This is a genomic window from Bradyrhizobium sp. NC92 (genome assembly GCF_025200865.1).
GTDB lineage: Bacteria > Pseudomonadota > Alphaproteobacteria > Rhizobiales > Xanthobacteraceae > Bradyrhizobium.
In genome coordinates this window covers 984,834-1,006,595 of record NZ_CP104171.1, presented here as the reverse complement: position 1 = coordinate 1,006,595, position 21,762 = coordinate 984,834, and the positions used below count along the sequence as shown (strand labels likewise).

Here is a 21,762-nt window from a genome sequence, read left to right as displayed (position 1 = left end):
TCAGCCCTTCCAATGGAGAACGGTAATGAGCGTGAACAGCCGGCGCGAGGTCTCGAAATCGACCCGCACCTTGCCTTTCAGCCGCTCCTGCAGCGTGCGCGATCCCTCGTCATGGATGCCGCGGCGGCCCATGTCGATGGCCTCGATCTTGTCCGGCGTCGCGGTGCGGATCGCCTGGTAGTAGCTGTCGCAGATCATGAAATAATCCTTCACGATCCGCCGGAACGGCGTCAGCGACAGCAGGTGCGCGACCACGGGCGATCCGTCCTCGCGGCGGATGTCGAACATCAGGCGATTGCCGGTGATGCCGATATGCAGCGTGAACGGGCCCTTGCCGTCCGCACCCTCGGGCGCGAACAGGTTTTGCTCGATCAGGTCGTAGATCGCGATCGCACGCTCGTGCTCGATGTCCGGCCCGGAACGGCCGATCGAGTCCTCGTCGAGCGTGACGCCGACGATGCGATTGGTCGAGTCGTCCTGTTCGGGCGGCTTTGTCATGACAGATTGAGGCGCAATCCAATCGAGCGCGAATGGGCGTCCAGCCCCTCCGCCTTGCCGAGCGTCATCGCGGCCGGACCCAGCGCACGCAATTGATCGGGCCCGCATTTCAGGATCGAGGTGCGCTTCATGAAGTCGTGCACCGACAGGCCTGAGGAGAATCGCGCCGAGCGCGCCGTCGGCAGCACGTGGTTGGAGCCGCCGACATAATCGCCGATCGCTTCAGGTGTATGCGGTCCGAGGAACACCGCGCCGGCATTGCGGATCCTTGCCGCGAGCGCATCGGGATCGACGGTCATGATCTCGAGATGCTCGGCCGCGATGGCGTCCGCGAGCGGGATGGCATCGGTGAGGTCCTTCACCATGATGACGGCGCCGAAATCAGCCCAGGACGCGCTGGCGATGGCGGCGCGCGGGAGTGCCTTCAGCTGCGCTTCGACCGCCGTTTCGACGTCGGCGGCGAGGCGCGCCGAGTCCGTGATCAGGATCGACTGCGCGCTGGCGTCGTGCTCGGCCTGCGCCAAGAGGTCGGCGGCGATCCAGTCGGCATTGCCGGTATCGTCGGCGATGACGAGCACCTCCGAGGGGCCGGCGATCATGTCGATGCCGACCTTGCCGAACACCAGCCGCTTCGCGGCGGCGACATAGGCATTGCCCGGTCCGACGATCTTGGCGACCGGCGCGATGGTCGCGGTGCCATGCGCGAGCGCGGCGACGGCCTGCGCGCCACCGACACGATAGATCTCGGTGACGCCGCCGAGATGGGCGGCCGCGAGGACCAACGGATTGAGCTTGCCGTCCGGCGAGGGCACCACCATCACGAGGCGCGACACGCCGGCGACTTTCGCCGGCACTGCGTTCATCAGCACCGATGACGGATAGGCGGCCGTGCCGCCCGGCACATAGAGGCCGGCGGATTCGATCGCGGTGTAGCGCCAGCCGAGCTCGACGCCGAGCGGATCGGTGAAGCGCTCGTCTTTCGGCAACTGGCGGCGGTGATAGGTCTCGATGCGGTCGCGCGCGAGCTTGAGCGCATCCAGCGTCGCAGGCTCGCAGGCCTTCACGGCGGCCTCGATCTCGGCGGCGGAGACGCGCAACGAGGACGCATCCAGCCTCAAGCGGTCGAACTTGGCTGTCGCTTCGAGCAGGGCGGCATCGCCGCGCCTGGCCACATCGTCGACGATCGCGCGCGCGGCGGCCTCCACATCGGCCGAAGCCTCGCGCTTGGCGGCGAGGAAGGCGGCGAATCGCTGGTCAAAATCGGCGCTGCTGCGGTCGAGGCGAACGGGCATGTTTCGCTTGGCTTCCGGCTGGTCTTGAGGGGCGGGTCGGCGCACCAGGTCCCTGCTCAATGGCGCGGCGGGGAAGCTGCGTCAACCCTCGGGAGATGCCGTTCGGGCCCGGGCCGGAGCCCATTCGGCTGGTATACCGGCCGCTTCACCCCTCCCCCTCGACTCCCGTGCCCAGCGTGTCGGCGCCGAGGTCGGTCAGCTCGCATTCCAGGCACTCGACGTCCAGGCGAATGGCGCCGCCCTGGGCGAACAAAAGCAGGGCGCTGCCGCCGGGCTCCTCGGCGCGGCCATCCTGGGGGTGAAATTCAATGCCGACGAGATCCAGCACCTTGTCCGGCGCGGCGAGGTCGATGTTGCGCGACTTGCAGGCGAGCACACGGTCGAAACGCAGTGCGGCGACCAGCCGGCGCGGCTCGGTCTCGCCCTCCAATGTCTGCTCCCAGTCCAGCCGGCTCATTCCGACCACAAGCCGCTTTTCGCCCTGACGCCAGATGATGTCGGACGCCTGGACCCGGGCGTCCTGGACATGGGTCGAGATCACGGCGAGATCGTCGGCGTCGAGCGCAATCAGTTTGAGCTGGGGCGACATCGCCGGCGCTTCTCCTGAAGTGGACGGGGCTCAACGCGCGCGAGCCCCGAAATTTCCACTCAAGTTAAGCCCTCGCCCGTCTCGCCGCTACGCGGCGAGCCACCCTTTCCCCACAACAAGGGGGAGAGGGTCCGTGAAGCCTCACTCCTTGAAAAACGCCAGGAGATCCGCGTTGATCGTCTCGGCATGCGTGGTCGGCATACCATGCGGAAAACCCTTGTAGGTCTTCAGGATGCCTTTCTTCAGCAGCTTGGCCGAGAGCGGCGCCGAGTCCGCATAAGGCACGATCTGGTCGTCGTCGCCGTGCATCACCAGCACCGGCACGTTGATCTTTTTCAGATCCTCGGTGAAATCGGTCTGCGAGAACGCGACGATGCCGTCGTAATGCGCTTTCGCGCCGCCCATCATGCCCTGACGCCACCAGTTTTCGATCACCGCTTCCAGCGGTTTCGCGCCGGGGCGGTTGTAGCCGTAGAACGGGCCGGCGGCGATGTCGCGGTAGAACGCCGAGCGTCCGGCGGCGAGCTGGGCCTGGAAATCGTCGAACACGCTCTTCGGCAGGCCGCCGGGATTGGCCGCGGTCTGCACCATCAGCGGCGGCACCGCCGAGAGGATCGCGGCCTTCGCGACGCGGCTCTCGCCGTGGCGGGCGATGTAGTGCACGACCTCGCCGCCGCCGGTGGAATGGCCGACATGGAGGGCGTTCTTGAGGTCGAGATGCGCGGTGAGCGCGGCGAGATCGTCGGCATAATGATCCATGTCGTGGCCGTCGGCGACCTGCGCCGAGCGGCCGTGGCCGCGGCGGTCGTGCGCGATGACGCGATAGCCGCGTGTGACGAAATACATCATCTGCGCGTCCCAATCGTCCGACGACAGCGGCCAGCCATGGCTGAACACGATCGGCTGGCCCGAACCCCAATCCTTGTAGAAAATCTCGACGCCGTCTTTGGTGGTGATGATGGGCATGGTGGGGGCTCCTTTTAAGCTCGAGTCATTCCGGGACGCGCGTTTAGCGCGGACCCGGATTCTGGAGATTGTCAAATCGAGATTCTCAGGTGCGCGATTGCGCACCTGAGTTCATCGCTGCGCGATGCCCCGGAATGACGAATGGCGCGCACAAACGGTCAGGCAAGCGCCATGGGCTTGTAGCGGCGCCAAGCGCCGATGGTCAGCACGACGAAAAACACCAGCACGATGCCCTGGACGACGGCGAACACCGGACCCGATGGCGGCGCCGGCGGCACGGCGGGCGCGAGCGCGGCAAGCGCGGGCACCTTCAGGAACGACTGGATCACCAGCACGAAGACGTTGAAATAGAGCGAGATCATCGCGGTCACGATGTAGACCGGGCGCCAGACGGAGGCGAGCTTCATGCCGTAGAGCGCAAAGCAGGCGACGGCGAGCAGCAGCAGCGAGATGATGCCGATGATGTGCGAGGGCAGCAGCTCCTTGAACGGAAACAGGAAGCCGGTGGCGCTGGTGAGGATGGTGAACAGCAGGAAGATCGCGGTCAGGCCCGGCATCGGCTTCGAGCCGAGCAGGCCGAACATCACGACGAGCCCGGCGATGATGGCAATCAGGCTGATGATGACATGGATCAGCGTGAGGGCGGGCAGACTCAACCCAAAGATCATGACATCTCTCCTACTCTCCGTTGAGGTGACGAGAGTAGTATTACGATCCTCATGGGATTGCCACCTGCGTTGTCGTCACATGCATGCGCGCAGCCATGCGTCATCGCGCGAAATCGAAAAACGCATGGCTGAACTTTTTGCAGCGCTGTCACAAACGACGGCAGTTTGGTTTTGGGGCCCGTATGGAGCGAAGCGAAATCCGACAATCGTGCCACAAGCAATCGCGGCCCCGGATTGCGCTTCGCGCCATCCGGGCTACGAGCTTGCAGGATTCAACGAAAGTTGAATCGATCCCTCACACGTCCTTGGTGTCGAAGATCAGGATGTCGGCGCCGCCGCTGGCGAATTTCGGCACATCAGCGCCGGTCGCCTTGCCTTCCGGGCTGGCGAAGGCGGCCTGAACGTCGGCCACGCTGTCGAAGGTGAGGATGGCGACGAGATGGATTCCGGAAGGACCCGCGGGAGAGGCGACCGGCCCCTTGCTGACGGCGTAGTTCTTCAGGCCGGGAAGTTTCTTGGCGAGCGGAATGTGGGTCTCGGCATAGTACTTGTCGAAGGCGGCAGCATCCTTGGGTGTCTTGTAGAGCACAACGACTTCAGCCATTTAGTCCTCCCGTTGAATCCTTGTTTTTCCGCGCGCGATTGGCCTCGCGACGAGGGGATAGTCTGTAGTTGTCGGCAAGATGGCAAGCCGGATTCGGCTTGCCATTCCCTTGTATTGTCCTTGCTCTTGTCCTTGCCTAAAGCGCCGGTTTTGCGGCGTCGCCGAGATAGCCGTGCAGGGAGGCGACGACCTGCGCACCCTCGCCGATGGCGCCGCCGACGCGCTTGACCGAGCCGGAGCGGACGTCGCCGACGGCGTAGACGCCGGGCACGGAGGTCTCCAGCGGCGCCACCAGCTTGCCCTGGTTCTGCTCGGACTGCGCGCCGGTCACGACGAAACCGCCGCGATCGAGCGTCACGCCGCAACCGTCGAGCCAGGACGTGGCGGGATCGGCGCCGACGAACAGGAAGAGATTGCGGATGTCGGCGGAATCCTCGTCATCCGACAGCCGGCTCTTCCAGCGGATGCGCCGCAGCAGCGACGCCTCGTCGCCCTCGAGTGCGGTGATCTCGGTGTTGAACATCAATTCGATGTTCGGCGTCGCTTCGATGCGCTCGATGAGATAGCGCGACATGCTGGCACCCAAGCCTCCGCCGCGGATGATCATCAGCACGCGTTTGGCGTGGCCCGACAGGAACACGGCCGCTTGGCCTGCCGAATTGCCCGCACCGACCAGGGCGACTTCCTCGCCCGCGCACAGCCGCGCCTCCACGGGCGATGCCCAGTACCAGACGCCGCGGCCCTCGAACGTGTCGAGGTTGGCGATGTCGGGGCGGCGATAGCGTGCGCCGCTCGCGACCACCACCGAACGTGAGCGCAAGGGATCGCTGCCCTCCAACGCCACCGAAAATGCGCCGTCCTTGCGCGTGCAGTCGAGCGACTTCACCGTGACGGGAATCATGATGTCGGCGCCGAACTTCTGCGCCTGGGTGAAGGCACGTGCGGTCAAGGCCTGGCCGGAAATGCCGGTCGGAAAGCCCAGATAGTTCTCGATGCGCGCGCTGGCGCCGGCCTGGCCGCCGAAGGCGCGGGTATCGAGCACGGCGACCGACAGCCCTTCGGACGCTGCATAGACGGCGGTGGCGAGCCCGGCCGGTCCGCAGCCGACGACGGCAACGTCGTAGATGCGGTCGCCCTTGGCGCCGCCGATCATGCCGATCGCCCGCGCAAGCTCGGTCTCATTGGGGTTGCGCAGCACCGCGCCATCGGCGGTGACGACCAGCGGCCAGTCTTCGGGCTTGGGCGAATAACGCGCGATCAATTCGGCGCCGCCGCGTTCGCGATCGGGATCGAGCAGATGATGCGGCTGGCCGTTGCGGGTGAGAAAGCCCTGCAGCCGCACCAGGCCGACGGAGTTCGACGGTCCGATCAGCACGGGACCGCCGACGCCGCCCTGGATCAGATTGACCCGGCGCAGGATCAGCGCCCGCATGATGCGCTCGCCGAGGTCGGCCTCGGCGACCAAGAGCGCGCGCAGCCGGTCCGGCGGCAGCAGCAGCGTCTCGACCTCGCCCTCGGCGCGGCCGTCGACCAGCGCCGGCTGTCCCGAGAGCTGGCTGAGCTCGGCCAGGAATTGCCCCGGCCCCTGGTCGATCACCGGGATGACGTGACCAAGGCCGTCGCGCTGGCTGATGGCGACATGGCCCTTGAGCACGACGAACATGCCGGGCCCGGGCTTGCCGGTCTCGAACAGCAACTCGCCGTCCGCATAGGTGCGGATTTCGCCGAAGTGTCTGATCCGTTCGATCTCGGCAGGCGTCAGCGCCGGAAAGGTCTGCTCGGGGCGGGTGAACCGCACCAGCTGCGCTTCACGGTCGGTTCGTTGTGTCTCGTCCTGCCCCATGGTCACTGCATGCACTCCAAATTTCCAGCCGCCGGCTTTCAACGACGGATCTTGCCGGCGGCCCCCTCATTTAGGGAACCATCCTCATTCTGCGAGGGGTCGGTGCTTGCGGCGCGTTCGCGCGCCTGCACCTTCCGCCGCTTCAGGTTTTCGCGGAGCGCCGATTTCAGCCGGTCGTCCCGGGACGCCCTCGCCTGCCTCGCGCTCTTGTCAGTCTCGTCAGCCATCGCGGCTCCATCACAGCAACCGGCAGCAGGATGCCATCGAAGTGTGGCAGCTCAAGAGGCAACGCGATACGCCCTTTGCGAAACGCGAGATGGATCGAATCCGCGCCCAGGCCAACTGACCTCTTGGGCAGGGATACCAGACCCCGAATCGGCGTGAAGTCGGTCAGTTCAGGCGAAACCGGGCATTTTGGCGCCGATATCGGCCCGATTTTCTCGTATTGGCGCGGCTAGCAAGCTTGCGCAGGAGGGGGGCTTGTGGCAGATATCGGCCCGCTTGGTAGGCCCCTCGGGCGGCCGATTCTTGTCCCAGCACATGCTGCCGTAGCTCAGTGGTAGAGCACTCCATTGGTAATGGAGAGGTCGACAGTTCAATCCTGTCTGGCAGCACCAGCTTTCCTCATCGACGCGAGCCCTCCGCCCGGCAGCGAGCCCGCAACACCCACGGATGCCATCGTGATCACACGTTCCCTGCCCTATGAAGGACTGCTCCACGAGATCGTCGAGCATAATGGCGTGCTCTATCTCGGCGGCATCGTCCCTGGAGATGCCGGGCTCGACATGGCGGGCCAGGCCGACGATGTGCTGCGCCAGATGAAGACCCTGCTCGAGGGGGCCGGCTCCGATCTGTCCTGCGTTCTGCAGGTGACGATCTTCATGGCTGACCTCACTGAGAAGGCCGCGTTCAACCAGGTGTGGAAGCGCTATTTCACCGCGGAGCATCTGCCGGCGCGTGCCGCGATCGGCGTTGCGGATCTCGGCCCGGGCGTCAAGCTGGAGCTGACGGCGGTCGCCGCCCGCCGCTGACCCACGAGCGACGGGTGAGGCGAGCAAGCCCGATCATTCCTGCGTTCGCACATGAAGCCGCGCTCTCGCGACGCAAGCGTCCGAGTTTTGCTGTTTTCCTTGACCCTCCTCTGTGAAGAGGGCGCAGGGAAGGCCGGGTGCCGGCTGGCACCCATGATCCGCCGCGCGAAGAAATTTGCACACGCAAATGCGCAGGCGGGACGACAGGTGGGCCGGAAAACACCCGGCCTTCCCTGCGCGATGGTTTGACGGCTTATGCCTGCTCTCCCCGGAGCCGAGTTCCTTCTGGCCTCCGTCACCTCGCGAATTGATGCTTCCAGGCCCGGTTGAGCCCAAAACCATCTCCGCAAGGCTTGACCGTAGCAACGACGGTCAGGACCACACGGTTTTGCCGTACGCAGCTTCCGGCTCCGCCAAGAGGCTTCGCCGGATGTTGGCGCCGTCCGTTCCGCACACCGACCGGGACCTCACGAGGTTCATCTCGCCCTGGTCCCGCCACGCGTGCCCGACGCAGCCGCGTCCACCGCACCCTGGCCCTCGTTCGTGACGACGTACGATCGCCCCTCTCCTTGGACCGGGATGCGCGATAGATACCGTAATTCCGAATTTCGGTAAAGTGGAATGTTTTTGCAGAAGGGGATTGACGGGGTTTGCGCGGAGGGGTGGTGTTTTGCCCGACGGGTCAGAAGCGTTGCTGGCGATATCGGGTTTTGACCCTGGCTGTGTGAAAAGGCACGAGTCAGCTAGGATTCCTCCGTTTCCTGATGGGAGATACGGATGGGACGCTTCGTTGAAGGCGCGGACAGATCCCAGCTGACGCTCTTGCCGGAATGTCTGGAGGATTGGGTAGACGACGACAACCCGGTCCATGTGATCGATGTGTTTGTCGAGGCGCTCGACCTGCATGGAATGGGATTTGAGGGTGTGATCGCCAAGGAGACGGGCCGGCCTTCCTATCATCCAGCAGTCCTTCTGAAGCTTTACATCTACGGTTATCTCAATCGGGTGCAATCCAGTCGCCGCCTGGAACGTGAGGCGTGCCGCAATATCGAGGTGATGTGGCTGATCGGCCGCCTGGCTCCCGATCATAAGACGATCGCCGATTTCCGGAGGGACAATGGTGCGGCGCTTCGGAGGGTTTGTGCGAAGTTCGTTGCGCTATGCCGGCAAATGGGCCTGTTGCAGACCCCAAGCGTCGCAATCGACGGCAGCAAGTTCAAGGCAGTGAACAATCGCGATCGTAACTTCACGCATGCCAAGATGGCGAGGCGGATGGCGCAGATCGAGGAAAGCGTCGGTCGATATCTGCGTCAACTGGATAGCGCCGATCGGCAGGAGCCATCGGAAGCGATCAGCATCAAGACGACGAGGATCAAGGAAAAGATCGCTCGACTGAAGCAGGAGATGAGCCGCCTGGAAGTGCTTGATGCGCAGATGCGCAACACGCCGGATCAACAGATATCGCTGACCGATCCGGATGCTCGTTCGATGGCCACCAGCGGACGCGGATCGGGTGTCGTCGGCTACAATGTCCAGGTCGCGGTGGACACCGAACACCATCTGATTGTTACGCATGAGGTCATAAACGTCGGCAACGACCGTGGGCAGCTTGCTCGGATGTCGAAGCAGGCCAAAGAAGTGCTCGAAGTGGACAAACTCGAGGCGGTCGCCGACCGTGGCTACTTCGACGGAGAGGAGATATTGGCCTGCGAAGAGGCTGGCGTTGCAGTCACGCTGCCCAAGCCGATGACGTCGAACGCCAAGGCGGAGGGTCGGTTCGGCAAACAGGACTTCGCCTACCTGCCTGATGAGGACGTCTACCGCTGCCCGTCCGGCCAGCTGCTGCCCTATCGTTATACCAACATCGAGCATGGAATGACGCTGCGCCGTTACTGGTCGACAGCAGCGTGCCAAGGCTGCGCAATCAAGAGCCAATGTACGCCGTCCAAGGAGCGCCGCATCACTCGTTGGGAGCATGAGCATGTGGTCGAGGAGGTCCAGAGACGGCTCGATTCCAATCCCAAAGCCATGCGGACGCGGCGCGAGACGGTCGAGCATCCCTTCGGCACGATCAAAGCCCGTATGGGTGCGACCCATTTCCTGATGAAGCGCCTACGGAATGTTGCCGCTGAGATGGCGCTGCATGTTCTCGCTTATAACCTCACGCGGGTGATGAACATCGTCGGCAAACCGCGCCTGATTGCAGCCATCCGCGCCGTCTGAAGGCCGGAAAGTACGTCCAACAGCGCAATACCGCGTCCCGATACCCACTTTGGCCGTCATTGGGCGATCTGACGCGAGAACATCAGCCGCCTGCGGTGATTGGCGACCACGGCCGCGTGCCGGCCATCTGTTTGCACACAACCAAGACCCGATGCGGAAAGCCTATCCATGGCGCCTGAAATCACGTGGTCTTTGGACCCTCGTTGGGGTAATTTTCTGTTGCAACTGATCATCGCGGGCGGTCATTTCGCCGCGGCATCAAGGGAGGACGATCATGACCTTCCGTGCACGAAGTCATCTTGCTTTCTTCGCTTCATTCTTGTTCCTGACTACGGCTGACGCGGTTCGCGCGGGCAGCGAGGACGAAGTGAAGGCTCTTTTCACAAGATTTGTTGCCGCACAAAACGCTCATGACCTCAAGGCGGTTGGTGAGCTTCTGCAAGACTCGGCTCAGTTCCTGTGGATCACGCGTGGCGCCCCTGTCTGGGGTCACGCTGCAGCAATCAAGCGCTTCGAGACCCTGTATCAGGGCACTTGGTCCCTCGACCCGAAAATGGACGAACTGAAGGTCATCGAATTGCAGACGGGGGTGGCGCAACTCTATGTGCCAGTAACCTTCATGATTTCACCGCCTGGACAGACTGCGCAGCCGACACGGTTCCTGATGAATCAAGTGCTGGTGAAAACAGGCGACGGTTGGAAGATAACAAGCATCCTTCCAATTCCTGCGCCTCAGCCATAGACCAGATTTATTCGTCGCATGAAGCTCGTAGGATGGGTAGAGCGAAGCGAAACCCATCAATGCGCTGCTCGGAGACGAAAGATAATGGGTTTCGCAAGTGCTCTACCCATCCTACGCACTGATGGTTCTATGTTCGATGGAGCGCGCCCGCCCTTGGCGAACGACCGGGCGGCTTGCGTCGTCCCTTGGCCGTTGGTGGGCATCACTTGAAGTCGGCTTGAGCCCCGAATCGAGCGTTGAGCAACCCTGTGGCACGACGTAAGCTCTCGCCCAGTTCGCTGGCTGAGGAGAAGGCGCTTATGAAGAGGCGCGACTTCATGGCAGGGTTGGGACTTGCGACTGCGCTCCCTGCTGCTTCACGAGCCCAACAGACATTCCCGACCATCGGTTTTCTCAGCACGCGTTCGCCCGATGAAGCCGCAACGCACACCAATGCTTTCAGGCGCGGCCTCGAAGAGATGGGTTACGTCGAGAACCGTAACATAAAGATCGAGTATCGCTGGGCGAAGGGTGACTACGGCAGCTTGCCGTCCTTCGCCGCTGAATTGGTCGGCCATCCTCTTTCGTTGATTGTAGGAGCGGGTGATCCCGCTGCCCGCGCGGCCAAATCGGCGACCTCGGCGATCCCCCTTGTCTTTCTCGTTGGCGACGATCCCGTTCGCGCGGGCTTGGTGACGAGCATGAACCGCCCGGGCGTAGCAACTGGCGTGAACTTCTTCACAGGCGATTTGGGCGGCAAACGCCTGGAACTCATCTGCGCGATGGTCCCCACTGCCGGCGTCATCGGCTTGCTTGTCAATCCACGCTTTGGGAGTGAGGTTGTCGAGCAGCACCGGCAGGCGGTCGCCAACGCGGCCAAGTCCCTTGGGCGCGAACTTGTCGTGCAGGCCGGGACGACGGATGCCGAACTTGACGCGGCTTTCGGCGTGCTTGGCAAGGCTGGCGTCAAGGCTTTGGTCGTGCAGAACGATCCATTCTTCGACTCCCGGCGAAGCCAGATATTGGCACTCTCATCGGAGCATCAATTGCCAGGCATCTTCCACATTCGAGAGTTTCCGGCCGATGGCGGCCTGATGAGCTACGGCGCCAGTCTTTCCGATACGTATCGCCTGCTCGGCGTCTATGCCGGCAAGATCTTGCACGGCGCGAAGCCCGACAATCTTCCGGTCTTGCGGCCAACGAAATTCGAGCTCGTCATCAACATGAAGTCGGCCAAGGCGTTTGGGCTTGCAGTGCCACAGTCCGTCCTTGTCGCATCCGATGAATTGATCGAATGACTTTGACTCGGCCATGCCAAGCTTCGCCTCTAGGCGGTCCAAGGGATGCTGGCCAGTCCAAAGATCGCACCCCTTCGCGGACGTCCGAGGTGCCGGATGTTTGACTGTGTCGCTCAAGCCTGCGGCCGTTGCAAACTGTGCTGGCGCGCCTTTTTGAAAAGCTGCGGTCACACGGCACGTTGACCCCTCATTTCATGGTGATAGTCTTTCAGCTCGCGGCCTGTCCGGGAGGACACAATGGGATGGTTCGACCGCCTGTTTGGAAGATTGTCGGAGCCGACGACCCCTCTCTTTGCGAGATTTCGGCGGAAATCGAAGGCACCGACCGACCCTGATCTTCTGAAAATTGCCAAAGACCGGAAGGGGCATGTTTCCCGAAGGGCCGTCAGGGACGAATATAATCGGCTGGTCCTGGAGAAGTACGCGCACGACAAGTCGTGATGCGAGGACCCGTCGAGGCCGATCTCGGTGGCGAAACGTGATGGTTTCCCGACGGTTCTCTCTCTTGCGCACCATCAATCGTCGCCATTCACCTGCAGTGCCGCGAAGCGATCATCGGCCCGGCGCAGCCGCCGGCACAGCTCGCGATTGACGTTCTGCAGGACGATCACGTAGGCGTGGATGTCGGCCTTGTAGCAGGCATAGAGCTTTTGGGCCGTCAGCTCGTACAGCACCGTCGGTGCCTCCGCGACCACCGTAGCGGAGCGGTTCTGCATTTCGATCAGCGTCATCTCGCCGAAGAAATCCCCAGGCTCCAAACGCGATATCGGGATGACGCCGCCCGCATGGGTCCGCTTGCTCACCGCGAGCCGGCCGGACTTGACGATGAACATCGAGCGCCCCGGCTCGCCCTCGGCCACGACGGTCGCGCCCACCTCGAAGTCGCGCTCGACCAGCATCGAGATCAAGAGGTCAAGGCTTTCGTCCGAAAGGCCACCGAAGAACGGCGTCGCCAGCAGGAACGCTTTCAGATCGGGGGACGTGACGAGCATTGCGCGAGGTTACGCCCGGTCGATGGCTGCGGCAAGCTAAGCGGCGCAGCCAGGTTCCGTCATTGCGAGCCAACGGGTCCGCGCGAAGCGCGGCCCGATGACAGGCTCCGCGAAACAATCCAGGAATGTGCCCGCGGAAACAGTCTGGATTGCTTCGTCGCAAGGGCTCCTCGCAATGACGCGGCGAGAGATTTTCGCCTCTCGACTCTGGTCCACTGCCGCGCGAAGCGAAATCCATCAGGCTCGTTCGGTGGCGGAGATGATGAGTTTCGAGAAGTGCTCTACCCGTCCTGCACAATGCGGGCTATTTGGGCCGGCGCCCCCTGATCGCGTGTGCGCGCGCACTGCAGGTGATGCGACCGTCCGCATGCGCCGGCAGGGCCGCACGCACCCGCGCGATGAGCGTCTCGACGTCTGCGGGCCTCATCGCGGCAACGGCAGGCCGGAGCGCGGGGGACTTCAGACTGATTGCCCAGAAGTCGTCGAAACCCGAAAACGTCCGTTGCACCGTGATCTCTCGCGTTTGCACGTCCTCGAGACCTGCTCCTCGCCACAGGTCCCGCAACGCGTCCATGCGGGAGGCGTCCATCCGTGGCGGGCGGGTTGCCGGAATGCCCATCGCCTTCATCTCGTCGTAGATCGGGTCGAGCGGAAAGCCGCCACCCAACATGTCCCACATATACGTCATGACCGTACCGCCGGGGACGACGACCCGCACCATTTCGCTGACGCCCCTGGCGGGATCCGGGACGAACACGAGAACCAACGCCATCACAGCCGCATCGAAGCTGCCATCCGCGAAAGGAAGTGCCATCGCATCGCCCTGGTGAAACTTTGCCACGCGCGCCGCAGGTCGCGTGCGCGCAAAGGCAAGCTGCTCTGCCGAGGGGTCAATGCCCTGGACCTCGACGGGGCTGCAGCGCTCGACCAGGAGTTCGGTGAAGGCGCCGTTGCCGCAACCGATGTCGATCCACCGCAAGCCGGGAGGAGGTGCCAGCCAATCAAGGAATATCTCGCCGGCGAACCGGCTCCAGATTCCCATCATCTGCTCGTAGGCAGCACCGTCGTCGAAGTGAATGGTCTGCTCTGCCATGTCGAGATCCTCCCGGCCCGATGACGATGCTTGGCGCGCGCCATTCTGCTCACAAGAGATGGGACGGGGGAAGTCCCGAAGCTGACCTGATCCGCCGGATTACTGTCGCGCAATGCCCTCGCTGCGCAGCAGCCGCCGCTTTCGCCACACCTTCAGGTCAATCATGACTTTCACCGTTGCCGCGAGGACGAGCGCACAAAGCGCCGCCTTGGAGATCGTCTCCATCGTTCCCTCGATCAGGAGGCAATGGATCACGCTGCCCGCGACGATGACGATGGCGAGGGGAATATGGATGATGCGCCAGGTTCGCGGCCGCAAGCCCAATGGCCTTCGCAACAGAGCCAGGAGCGCAACGATGAAGATGGCCCACATCGCGGTCACGCCGAAGGGGGAGAACGGCGTCGGCGACGAGAAGGTCAGCGCGTCCATCATGTCGGGCGGGCTGGTGACCCAGAGGCCCGCGACGTGGATCAGAATCGCCAGGGCAAGCGTGCCGCCGATCCAGTGATGGACGCGCCTGCCGCGATAGGCCGACAAGCCCGGCAGGTAGCCGCCGATCAGCAAAGGCTGCACGAGCACGAGACCGAGGGCGATGATCCCGGCGAAACCGGCGAGGATGTAGACAGGACCGCGCCAGGCGAGCTGCTCGCTGGCTGCGGCAGCGGCGACCGGCACGCCGATCGCCAAGGCAAGGGCGGCCCAGATCAGGGGCGCCCGGGCCGATCTCCATCCCTTCATCTGCAAATCGGGTTCAAGCCGGCTGCAGCACGAAGTGCGCCTCGAGGCTGGTCTCCTTGGCGCTCCGCATCACCGGCCGCAGGAAGACCGTCTTGAACTCGCCGCTGTCATAGGCGAGATGACCGTGCGGCTGGCCGAAGATCGGAATGATCTGCGGCATCTCCAGCCGGAACTTGCCGTCCTTGTCGGTGAGCGTGGCGCCGTGGCTCTGCGGCTCATGCTCCTGCCCTTCGACCGTGTGCGCCCAGATCTGGATGCGCTGCCCGGCCAGCGGAGCCCCGTCCCCGGCGCGGCGCACGGTGCCGCTCATCCAGAAACCGCCCTTGCCGATGCGATCCACGATCGCCGCGCCCTTGCGGTAATTGTTCGCGCCGCCCGACATCGACTCGGTCGGCGCGAGGCCGCTGGCGCGGGCCGGCAGCAGGAGGCCGGAACCGCCGGTTGCCAAGACACCGGTCGTCAGGACGGAGGCGCCAGCGACGAGGAGATTGCGGCGGGTGAGTGCGACCGTGGTCATGTCGGTTCCTCCGGGCGAGCAGTGCAGTGGCACCAAAGAGACTACAGCAACAGACGCCAGACGCCCAGTTGCGATGAAGGGCGCCCCGGGTCGCAATAACGCTGTTGTGAAAGCAAATAGAGCCGCGTCAGAAGTTGTTCTTGATGAACTTCTCGCCGATATTGAGGGCGTCCAACAGCGACTTCCTGTCGTCGTGTCCGGTCTGATAACCCTTGACGATCGCTTTGCCGCGTTCCTCTGGGGTGCCGTGGTGTTTCGGGTGCTTGAGCATGTTGTCGCCCGCGTTGAATTGCGTCAGCGCAATCGCGGCGGCATTGAAGCTCGATTGCTGCAACTTGCGAACGCCTGCGAAGTAGCCGGCCAGGAAATCCGCATGCAGTTCCACCCGTTTGACGGTGGGCTGCCCCTCGAGGAGAATTTCGTCCACCCCCACCTTCCACTGCAGCACGTGTCCAAACTCGTGGGCGCAGATGCCGGCGACCGCGGCATCTCCCGCCTCGGGGTCGGCCATCAATTGCTTCAGGAGTCGTTGGCCGAACAGCACCGTGCCATCGGTCTCGGCCACGCGTTTCTCGCGCAATGCAAACGCATTCGGTGAGTCAAAGTCGTCGAAATAGGCGAAGCTCGGCGTGACGTTCAGACAGTCGGAAATCCGGACCAGCGTCTCTGCCAGCGCACGGTCGAATTCCTTGTCGCCCGATTTGGGAATTGACGGCCTCTCGCGCACGCTGCCGCCCTGCCCCTCAGGCTTGTTGCCGAGAATGTTGCCGGCTTCGCTCGCGGTCAGACTGCAGCCATAGGCCGGATTGTGGCGAGCGTCGGCGGCCACTGCGCCGATGCCGCCGAAGAGAAAAAGGCCGCAGCCGATGCAACATCTTCTTGTCAGCATCTGCATGTCTCCCTAGCAGAGATTTGGAAATCTTCGGCAGGCCTCCGAGGTGCCGCTTGTCTGGGGCGGGGCATTCGCCGGCGGATTTGGCACGCTTCCGGGAGTTGGAGCCGCGGTTTGCGGGAGCGGCACGGGTGGAGCCGGCAGGGACTGGGGCGTGGAGCCGATGTTGAAGTTCGCGTATTCGATCCGGTTGGTATAGAGGCTGATGCCCAACAGCCAGGTCGACACGCCCTGCTGATGCTGCGCGACCAAGGAATAGACCGGTCCCGCAGGGAGCTGGGTCTGCCCGTTCAGCACGACATTGGTCACCTGCCCGAGTTGGACCAGTTGCGGGTAGACGCCGCTGTTGCCCGTCTGCATCGCGATCGTCTGCCAGAGCTGCGGGCCGTACCAGGTCCAGTTCGGCGTGCCTGTCTGCAATTGCTGGATCACGGCCGTCAGGATTTGCCGCGGGTCCGCCTGCGCCGCCGCGGTCCGCGTCCCCTGCGTCTGAAGCAGGCAGGCCAACACGGCCGCGATCAAAAACCGGATCGATCCCTTCGACATCATCTGCATTCCCCTGCACCCCAAACTACGAAGCCAAAGCCGCCAGATGCACCGGCATCTCGATCGGTCAGTCAGCCGATCACCTGTTGATCTGCCCGGTCGAACTCCTGATATCCGGCACCGTCGAGGGCACGACGATCGGCCGCTCCGGGACTGGACGATCGACATCAGGAGCAATCCTGAACGTACTCGACCCGCCGCCCGTGCCGGATCCCGACCCAATGTCGGAGCATTGGATCCTGCACGCCATCTTGCTTCGGTCGCAGGTGCAGCCTTCGGCGATCCGGCTGAACAACTCAGCGCGAGGCAGTTGAAACGCGATCAGCGCCAGACTGGCCAGCATCAGTGTCTTGCGTGTGCTCATCCTTCACTCCACAGGCCTCAATCGAACGCTCTTGAAACCGACCACGACCGGGCGCGGCAGCAGCGTATCCGGCAACAGCACGTTCGACGTCGCGCGGCGCTCGAACGCGATCGCCCCGCCCGGCGCACCGTTCGGGCCAGCCTGCGGCGTCGGAGCGGGGGATTGCGGCTTGCCGTCGCCGCTCGCGCCTGCAGCCACGGGGGCCGCCTGCGCGGCCGCCGCCGGCAATACAGCCTGCTGGTTCACCCCCACGTTCCCCCGCGTACCGCCATCCTCGCCCATGCTGGTTTGAATCGAGCGTGCCAGGAACACGCGGCTGACAAGCGCGAGCTCGACCGAGAAGCGCGGCCGCTCAACGCCAGTCTTGCGATCCTTCACCTTGTCGTCGATCCTCTTGCCGATCAGGATCGAAAGCTGTTTGCGCAACCCTTGCTGCGTGCAGAACCCTTTCGTCGCGTCATCTTCGCAGAAGTCGAGCAGCCGAAGCTCCGCCGGCACCGCCGGAACACCATAGGTTTCGGTGGCTGAAAACCTGACCTCGACAGTTTCGGTCGAGCTTGCATCGGCACCAAATCCGCCGCCCAACAACTGGGACATCGCGCTGGCGCTGCCGCTTGCCCGCTTCACATTGGTGATGGTGAAGCGCGGGAACAGCACGAGCGGAAGGGTGGTCCGGGTCGCGGGCGGCTTAAACAGCGAGTCGGTGGCGACCGTCTGCGGCCAGACCTGTCCGTCATGGTCGGGACGGGCATTCGTGGCGGGGAATTGATAGACGGCCCGATAAGCATCCTCGATTTCCGAGGTCATATCGAGATGCAGCAATTTGATGGAGCGCCCCGCGAACGGCTCGTCCGTCGCCGAATCGCTGACCGCGTCGTCGGAGATCATCGCAAAGACATCGCCGACCTGGATGTCCTCGATGGGTGGATAGACCGGCTCGAAACCGAGTTTCTGGATCGCCTCGTTCCATTGCTTTGCGACCGAGAGCTTGGGCTGCTCGCCAGTCTCGGCCCAACGCACCAAAGCGAATGTCGCGGCTGCCACAACGATGAAGCCCGTCACCACCATCCAGGTCTTGAAACCGTTCCTTGCCGGGGCAGGCATGCCGCTCGCCGGAGGAGCCACTTCGCCCGGAGGACCACCCATGATCCAACTCTCTATTGTGCGGCGCAGCCCCGCGGCCAGGACGCCTTGCCAAAACATTTTCCGCGAGCCCAGCTTTGCTGGTGCTCACTCACGATGGTCGCTCCATCGACAATCAATCGCGTCTCAGGATGCGGCTTCGTTCACAAAACAGGCCTTCAAACAATACGTGTCACTAAACATGAAACTCGCGATGGTTGCCACTGGCAATTCGCACAATTCCGGAGTTGGCGGTCCTGCCGCGCGGCTGGGGGCCGGGTCGTAATGACGCACGCAGGCCCAACCGCCGTCGTGCCGTAGCTGGCCTGCAGGTTCCTGCTCCGCGAGAGGGAGCTGAGGCTCCACACCGATGCCCTGCCAGCGCGCATCAGCGGCAACGCAGGGACGCTTGCCAGACGCCTGAAAAACGCCAGCTATTTCAATACGATCCGTATCCATCCATGCTTGACCGACATGGTCGAGCGTTGCGCGGCGGCGCTAACATTCCCATGGACGGGCACTACATGTGAAAGGCCAATGCGCATCCACTCACCGGTACCCTCCCCATGATCCCCTTCTCCGTGCTCGACCTCGCCCCCATTCGCCAAGGCGGCGACGCGGCGCAGGCCTTCCGCAATTCGCTCGATCTGGCCCAGCACGCGGAGAGGTGGGGGTTCAAGCGGTTCTGGCTGGCCGAGCATCACAACATGACGGGCATCGCCAGCGCGGCGACGTCGGTGGTGATCGGACACGTCGCGGGGGGCACGAAGACGATCCGCGTCGGCTCCGGCGGGATCATGCTGCCGAACCACTCGCCGCTGGTCATCGCCGAGCAGTTCGGCACGCTGGAATCGCTCTATCCCGGACGGATCGATCTCGGGCTCGGGCGGGCGCCGGGCACCGACCAGTTCACCGCGCGGGCGCTGCGGCGCGACCTCGCCACCACGTCCGAGAACTTTCCGCATGACGTGCTGGAGCTGCAGGCGCTGCTCGGCGACGTGCAGCCGAACCAGGCGATCCGCGCCGTGCCCGGCATGGGGACCAAGGTGCCGCTGTGGATTTTGGGATCGAGCACGTTTGGCGCGCAGCTTGCGGCGATGCTCGGCCTGCCCTTCGCCTTTGCCTCGCATTTCGCGCCGCAGATGATGATGCCGGCGCTGCGCGAATATCGCGCGCGCTTCGAGCCCTCGGCACAGCTCGACAAGCCCTATGCGATGGTCGGCGTCAACGTCTTCGCGGCCGAGAGCGACGCGGAGGCGCAGCGGATGTTCTCCTCGCTGCAGCAGCAGTTCATCAACCTGCGCCGCGGCACGCCCGGCCCGTTGCCGCCGCCGGTCGACGACATGGAGGCGCTGTGGTCGCCGGCTGAGAAGGCCATGGTCGGCCAGTCGCTGTCGTGCTCCGCGGTCGGCTCGCCCGATATGGTCGAAGCGAAGCTGAAGGCGCTGATCGCCGAGACCGGCGCGGACGAATTGATGACGACGGGGCAGATCTACGACCATTCCGCGCGGCTGCGCTCGTTCGAGATCGCAGCAGAGATTCGCGGCCGCCTGGCGGCGCAGCCGGCCCGGTGATCACCGGGGCCGGACGTCGGCGATGCCCTCCGAGCGTGGCAAATTCGCGCAGATTGCAGTTGCGGCCTTGGCGTCCTACACTCGGTGCCTGGAAGGGTAGCGTAGCGCCGATCCCTCAAAGCCTGATCGTAGGCCGCCGATGGACGTGGTCCGCAGTCGCGCATTCGATTTCGTCGAGACGGTGCGGCAGCTCCCGGACGCCGCGAGCATTCTGGATGCGATGAGCCGCACGCTCGGCCAGCACGGCTTCGACTATTTCTGCACTTCATATGTCGCCCCGCTGTCGACCGAACAGCCGCGCGAGGCGGTTCTCGCCGAACGGTTGCCGGCCGGCTTTCTCGATATGTATTCCGAGGCGCAGTATGTGTGGCACGATCCTGCGCTGCGTCATTGCAGAACAACGCTTCAGCCGTTCCGCTGGTTCAGGGAAGCGCCGTACGATCCGGAACGGGAGCCGCGCGCCGTCGAGCTCGTGCGACGCGCCCGCGATTTCGGCATGGTGGATGGCGTGGTGATCCCGGTCATCTCGCCAGCGGGCCGCACCGGCCAGGTGTGGTTCGGCGGCGCCGAGATCGACCTGCCGGAGCGCGATCTCCCCGCGCTCCACCTCATGGCGCTTTACGCCTTCGACCGGGTGCTGGCGCTGCGCGGCCGGCCCGAGGCTCCGCAGCTCGTACTGTCCTCGCGTGAGCGCGAGGTGCTGACGCTCGCGGCCGTCGGGCGATCCAGCGACGAGATCGCCGACGCCTTGACCATTACGGTACGCACCGTGAAGGCGCACATCAGCAGCTGCTGCAAGAAGCTCGGCGCAGCCACCCGCACGCAGGCCGTGATGATCGCCATGCGCGACCGGATCATCTCGCCCTGAGCGTGAATGGCCGATCGCGACCGGAGCCGATCAGTCGGCAAAGCCGAACAGCTTGGCCGGATTGTGCACCAGAATCTTTTCCAGCTCGGCCTGATCCAGCGCGTAGCGGTACATCAGCTCGAGCAGATCGGCATCGTTCGGCGGCTGCTTCACCGAGACCGGATGCGGCCAGTCGCTGGCCCAGACGCAGCGATCGGGGGCGGCCTCGATATAGGCGCGCGCGATCGGGATCACGTCGTCGTAGGGCGCACCGGCCTTCGAGGTCTTCTCGCCGAGCGAAAGCATCACCCAGAAATTGCCCTTGGCCAGCAGCTCCAGCATCTTGCGCAGGTTCGGATCGTTCCTGCCGGCCTCAGGGTCAGGCCGCGCCATGTGGTCGATCAGCACGGGCACGTCGAGGTTCTCGTATTTGGCGACGCTGGAGACGATGCCGTCCTTCTCCGGCTGGATCTTGACGTACCAGCCGAACTCGCGGATGCGGGCGATGGCGCGGGCGAAATCGGCGTCCGACAGCACCGCGCCGAGTTCCTGGCGGAAGCTGAAGCGGGCGCCGCGCACGCCGGCGTCGTGCAGCTTGGCGAGATAGGAGTCGCTGGCTTCCGCGAACACCAGCGCATTGGCGCAGCCGCGATAGTTCGGGCCCATCGCTTTGAGCCCGTCGAGCACGACGGCATGGTCGGCGCCGTAGGTCGTGGTCTGCACGATGATGCCGCGCTCGATGCCGAGCGCCTTGTGCATGCGCAGCGCCGCTTCCCACGTCGCGGTCGGCATCCGATAGGCGGCGCCGGGACGTTCCGGATATTTCTCGATCGGCCCCAGCACGTGGAACTGGCTGTCGATGGTCTTGGGCGGCGGCGCCTTGATCGGACGGCGCGGGTTGGGGTCGAACGGCAGATAGGTCGGCATGCGCTAGAACTCCTCAGTCGATCACGGCGGTGAAGTCGCACTGCACCAGCGCGCCGCCATCCATGTTGTCCATCGGCAGCGCGTGGCGTGCGGGGCGCGAATGCTCGTCCGGAAACATTTTCAGCCATTCGACATTGAGGGGCCCGCGCTGCGCGCGATCCTTCAGCCACACCGTCATCTTGATGATGTCGTCGGTGGTGCCGCCGGCGGCCTCCACCGTCGCCTTCATATGCGCGAACATGTTGGCGCATTGGGCATCCAGGCTTTCCGGCATCGCATTGGTCACGGGATCGCGGCCGAGGATGACGCCCGACATCACGAGATTGCCGATGCGGCAGGCGTTCGGAATCGGGTTGACGTGCTTGAAGCCGCCGATGTGGATGCTCTTGCGCCGCGTTTGGCCGCTCATGGTGCGCT

The 21,762-nt window shown here is 64.0% G+C and carries 24 protein-coding genes and 1 tRNA gene; 7 read left to right on the top strand and 18 right to left on the bottom strand.

Going from position 1 to position 21,762, the window contains the following annotated elements; genetic code table 11:
• From N2602_RS04735 to N2602_RS04700, 8 genes are all read right to left on the bottom strand, one after another.
• Entirely contained in the window at positions 1-498 is a 498-nt protein-coding gene (locus tag N2602_RS04735; protein ID WP_260381925.1) for a UPF0262 family protein, read from the bottom strand.
• Positions 495-1,790 (bottom strand): histidinol dehydrogenase, encoded by a 1,296-nt coding sequence (hisD, locus tag N2602_RS04730; protein WP_260381924.1) that lies wholly within the window; start codon positions 1,788-1,790, stop codon positions 495-497. Before hisD ends, N2602_RS04735 begins: the two co-directional genes overlap by 4 nt.
• A 145-nt stretch (positions 1,791-1,935) precedes the next feature.
• Positions 1,936-2,379, bottom strand: a complete 444-nt coding sequence (locus N2602_RS04725) for a DUF2948 family protein (RefSeq protein WP_172785143.1) — start codon at positions 2,377-2,379, stop codon at positions 1,936-1,938.
• A 141-nt stretch (positions 2,380-2,520) separates the two neighbouring features.
• Positions 2,521-3,345: an alpha/beta fold hydrolase gene (locus N2602_RS04720; protein WP_260381923.1), complete on the bottom strand. Its 825-nt coding sequence runs from the start codon at positions 3,343-3,345 to the stop codon at positions 2,521-2,523.
• A gap of 158 nt (positions 3,346-3,503) precedes the next feature.
• Entirely contained in the window at positions 3,504-4,013 is a 510-nt protein-coding gene (locus N2602_RS04715; RefSeq protein ID WP_260381922.1) for a hypothetical protein, read from the bottom strand.
• Between the two features lie 295 nt (positions 4,014-4,308).
• Entirely contained in the window at positions 4,309-4,617 is a 309-nt protein-coding gene (locus N2602_RS04710) for an EthD family reductase (RefSeq protein WP_172785146.1), read from the bottom strand.
• 136 nt (positions 4,618-4,753) lie between these two features.
• Positions 4,754-6,460 carry an FAD-dependent oxidoreductase gene (locus N2602_RS04705; protein WP_260383611.1) on the bottom strand — a complete coding sequence of 569 codons (1,707 nt, stop codon included), beginning with the start codon at positions 6,458-6,460 and terminating at the stop codon, positions 4,754-4,756.
• 38 nt (positions 6,461-6,498) lie between these two features.
• Entirely contained in the window at positions 6,499-6,687 is a 189-nt protein-coding gene (locus N2602_RS04700; protein ID WP_172785147.1) for a hypothetical protein, read from the bottom strand.
• Positions 6,688-7,002: 315 nt separating this feature from the next.
• On the opposite strand from N2602_RS04700, the gene N2602_RS04695 reads away from it, so the two are divergent.
• The 5 genes from N2602_RS04695 (at position 7,003) to N2602_RS04675 (ending at position 11,733) form a co-directional block, all read left to right on the top strand.
• Positions 7,003-7,077 (top strand) — tRNA-Thr (locus tag N2602_RS04695).
• 63 nt (positions 7,078-7,140) lie between these two features.
• Positions 7,141-7,491, top strand: coding sequence for a RidA family protein (locus N2602_RS04690; protein ID WP_260381921.1), 351 nt, complete (start codon positions 7,141-7,143; stop codon positions 7,489-7,491).
• A gap of 777 nt (positions 7,492-8,268) precedes the next feature.
• Positions 8,269-9,714: an IS1182 family transposase gene (locus N2602_RS04685; protein WP_260381920.1), complete on the top strand. Its 1,446-nt coding sequence runs from the start codon at positions 8,269-8,271 to the stop codon at positions 9,712-9,714.
• Between the two features lie 274 nt (positions 9,715-9,988).
• Positions 9,989-10,456 (top strand): nuclear transport factor 2 family protein, encoded by a 468-nt coding sequence (locus tag N2602_RS04680; protein WP_260381919.1) that lies wholly within the window; start codon positions 9,989-9,991, stop codon positions 10,454-10,456.
• A 299-nt stretch (positions 10,457-10,755) separates the two neighbouring features.
• Positions 10,756-11,733: an ABC transporter substrate-binding protein gene (locus N2602_RS04675; protein WP_260381918.1), complete on the top strand. Its 978-nt coding sequence runs from the start codon at positions 10,756-10,758 to the stop codon at positions 11,731-11,733.
• 515 nt (positions 11,734-12,248) lie between these two features.
• Here the strand turns inward: N2602_RS04675 and N2602_RS04670 are convergent.
• The 8 genes from N2602_RS04670 to N2602_RS04635 form a co-directional block, all read right to left on the bottom strand.
• A complete protein-coding gene (locus N2602_RS04670; RefSeq protein WP_172785150.1) occupies positions 12,249-12,725 on the bottom strand; it encodes a Crp/Fnr family transcriptional regulator in 477 nt (158 codons plus the stop codon).
• 304 nt (positions 12,726-13,029) lie between these two features.
• Positions 13,030-13,818: a class I SAM-dependent methyltransferase gene (locus tag N2602_RS04665; protein ID WP_260381917.1), complete on the bottom strand. Its 789-nt coding sequence runs from the start codon at positions 13,816-13,818 to the stop codon at positions 13,030-13,032.
• 99 nt (positions 13,819-13,917) lie between these two features.
• Complete coding sequence (locus N2602_RS04660) at positions 13,918-14,556, bottom strand: ferric reductase-like transmembrane domain-containing protein (RefSeq protein WP_260381916.1); 639 nt, start codon at positions 14,554-14,556, stop codon at positions 13,918-13,920.
• A 13-nt stretch (positions 14,557-14,569) separates the two neighbouring features.
• Positions 14,570-15,073 carry a Twin-arginine translocation pathway signal gene (locus N2602_RS04655; RefSeq protein ID WP_212259507.1) on the bottom strand — a complete coding sequence of 168 codons (504 nt, stop codon included), beginning with the start codon at positions 15,071-15,073 and terminating at the stop codon, positions 14,570-14,572.
• Positions 15,074-15,200: 127 nt separating this feature from the next.
• Positions 15,201-15,962: a metalloprotease gene (locus tag N2602_RS04650; protein WP_260381915.1), complete on the bottom strand. Its 762-nt coding sequence runs from the start codon at positions 15,960-15,962 to the stop codon at positions 15,201-15,203.
• Between the two features lie 12 nt (positions 15,963-15,974).
• On the bottom strand, positions 15,975-16,514 hold the full coding sequence (locus tag N2602_RS04645; RefSeq protein ID WP_260381914.1) for a hypothetical protein: 540 nt from the start codon (positions 16,512-16,514) through the stop codon (positions 15,975-15,977).
• 76 nt (positions 16,515-16,590) lie between these two features.
• A complete protein-coding gene (locus tag N2602_RS04640; RefSeq protein ID WP_260381913.1) occupies positions 16,591-16,875 on the bottom strand; it encodes a hypothetical protein in 285 nt (94 codons plus the stop codon).
• 3 nt (positions 16,876-16,878) lie between these two features.
• Positions 16,879-17,763 carry a hypothetical protein gene (locus N2602_RS04635; protein WP_260381912.1) on the bottom strand — a complete coding sequence of 295 codons (885 nt, stop codon included), beginning with the start codon at positions 17,761-17,763 and terminating at the stop codon, positions 16,879-16,881.
• A gap of 800 nt (positions 17,764-18,563) precedes the next feature.
• Here N2602_RS04635 and N2602_RS04630 point away from each other — a divergent pair.
• Positions 18,564-19,571, top strand: a complete 1,008-nt coding sequence (locus N2602_RS04630; RefSeq protein ID WP_260381911.1) for an LLM class flavin-dependent oxidoreductase — start codon at positions 18,564-18,566, stop codon at positions 19,569-19,571.
• A gap of 139 nt (positions 19,572-19,710) precedes the next feature.
• The gene (locus N2602_RS04625; protein WP_172785158.1) at positions 19,711-20,439 is read left to right on the top strand and encodes a LuxR family transcriptional regulator; all 729 of its coding nucleotides are present in this window, start codon (positions 19,711-19,713) and stop codon (positions 20,437-20,439) included.
• A gap of 30 nt (positions 20,440-20,469) precedes the next feature.
• On the opposite strand, the gene N2602_RS04620 is transcribed toward N2602_RS04625, so the two are convergent.
• Together N2602_RS04620 and N2602_RS04615 are read right to left on the bottom strand one after the other, a co-directional pair.
• Positions 20,470-21,345 (bottom strand): amidohydrolase, encoded by an 876-nt coding sequence (locus N2602_RS04620; protein WP_172785159.1) that lies wholly within the window; start codon positions 21,343-21,345, stop codon positions 20,470-20,472.
• 13 nt (positions 21,346-21,358) lie between these two features.
• The gene (locus tag N2602_RS04615; protein ID WP_260381910.1) at positions 21,359-21,754 is read right to left on the bottom strand and encodes a RidA family protein; all 396 of its coding nucleotides are present in this window, start codon (positions 21,752-21,754) and stop codon (positions 21,359-21,361) included.
• Positions 21,755-21,762: the final 8 nt, after the last annotated feature.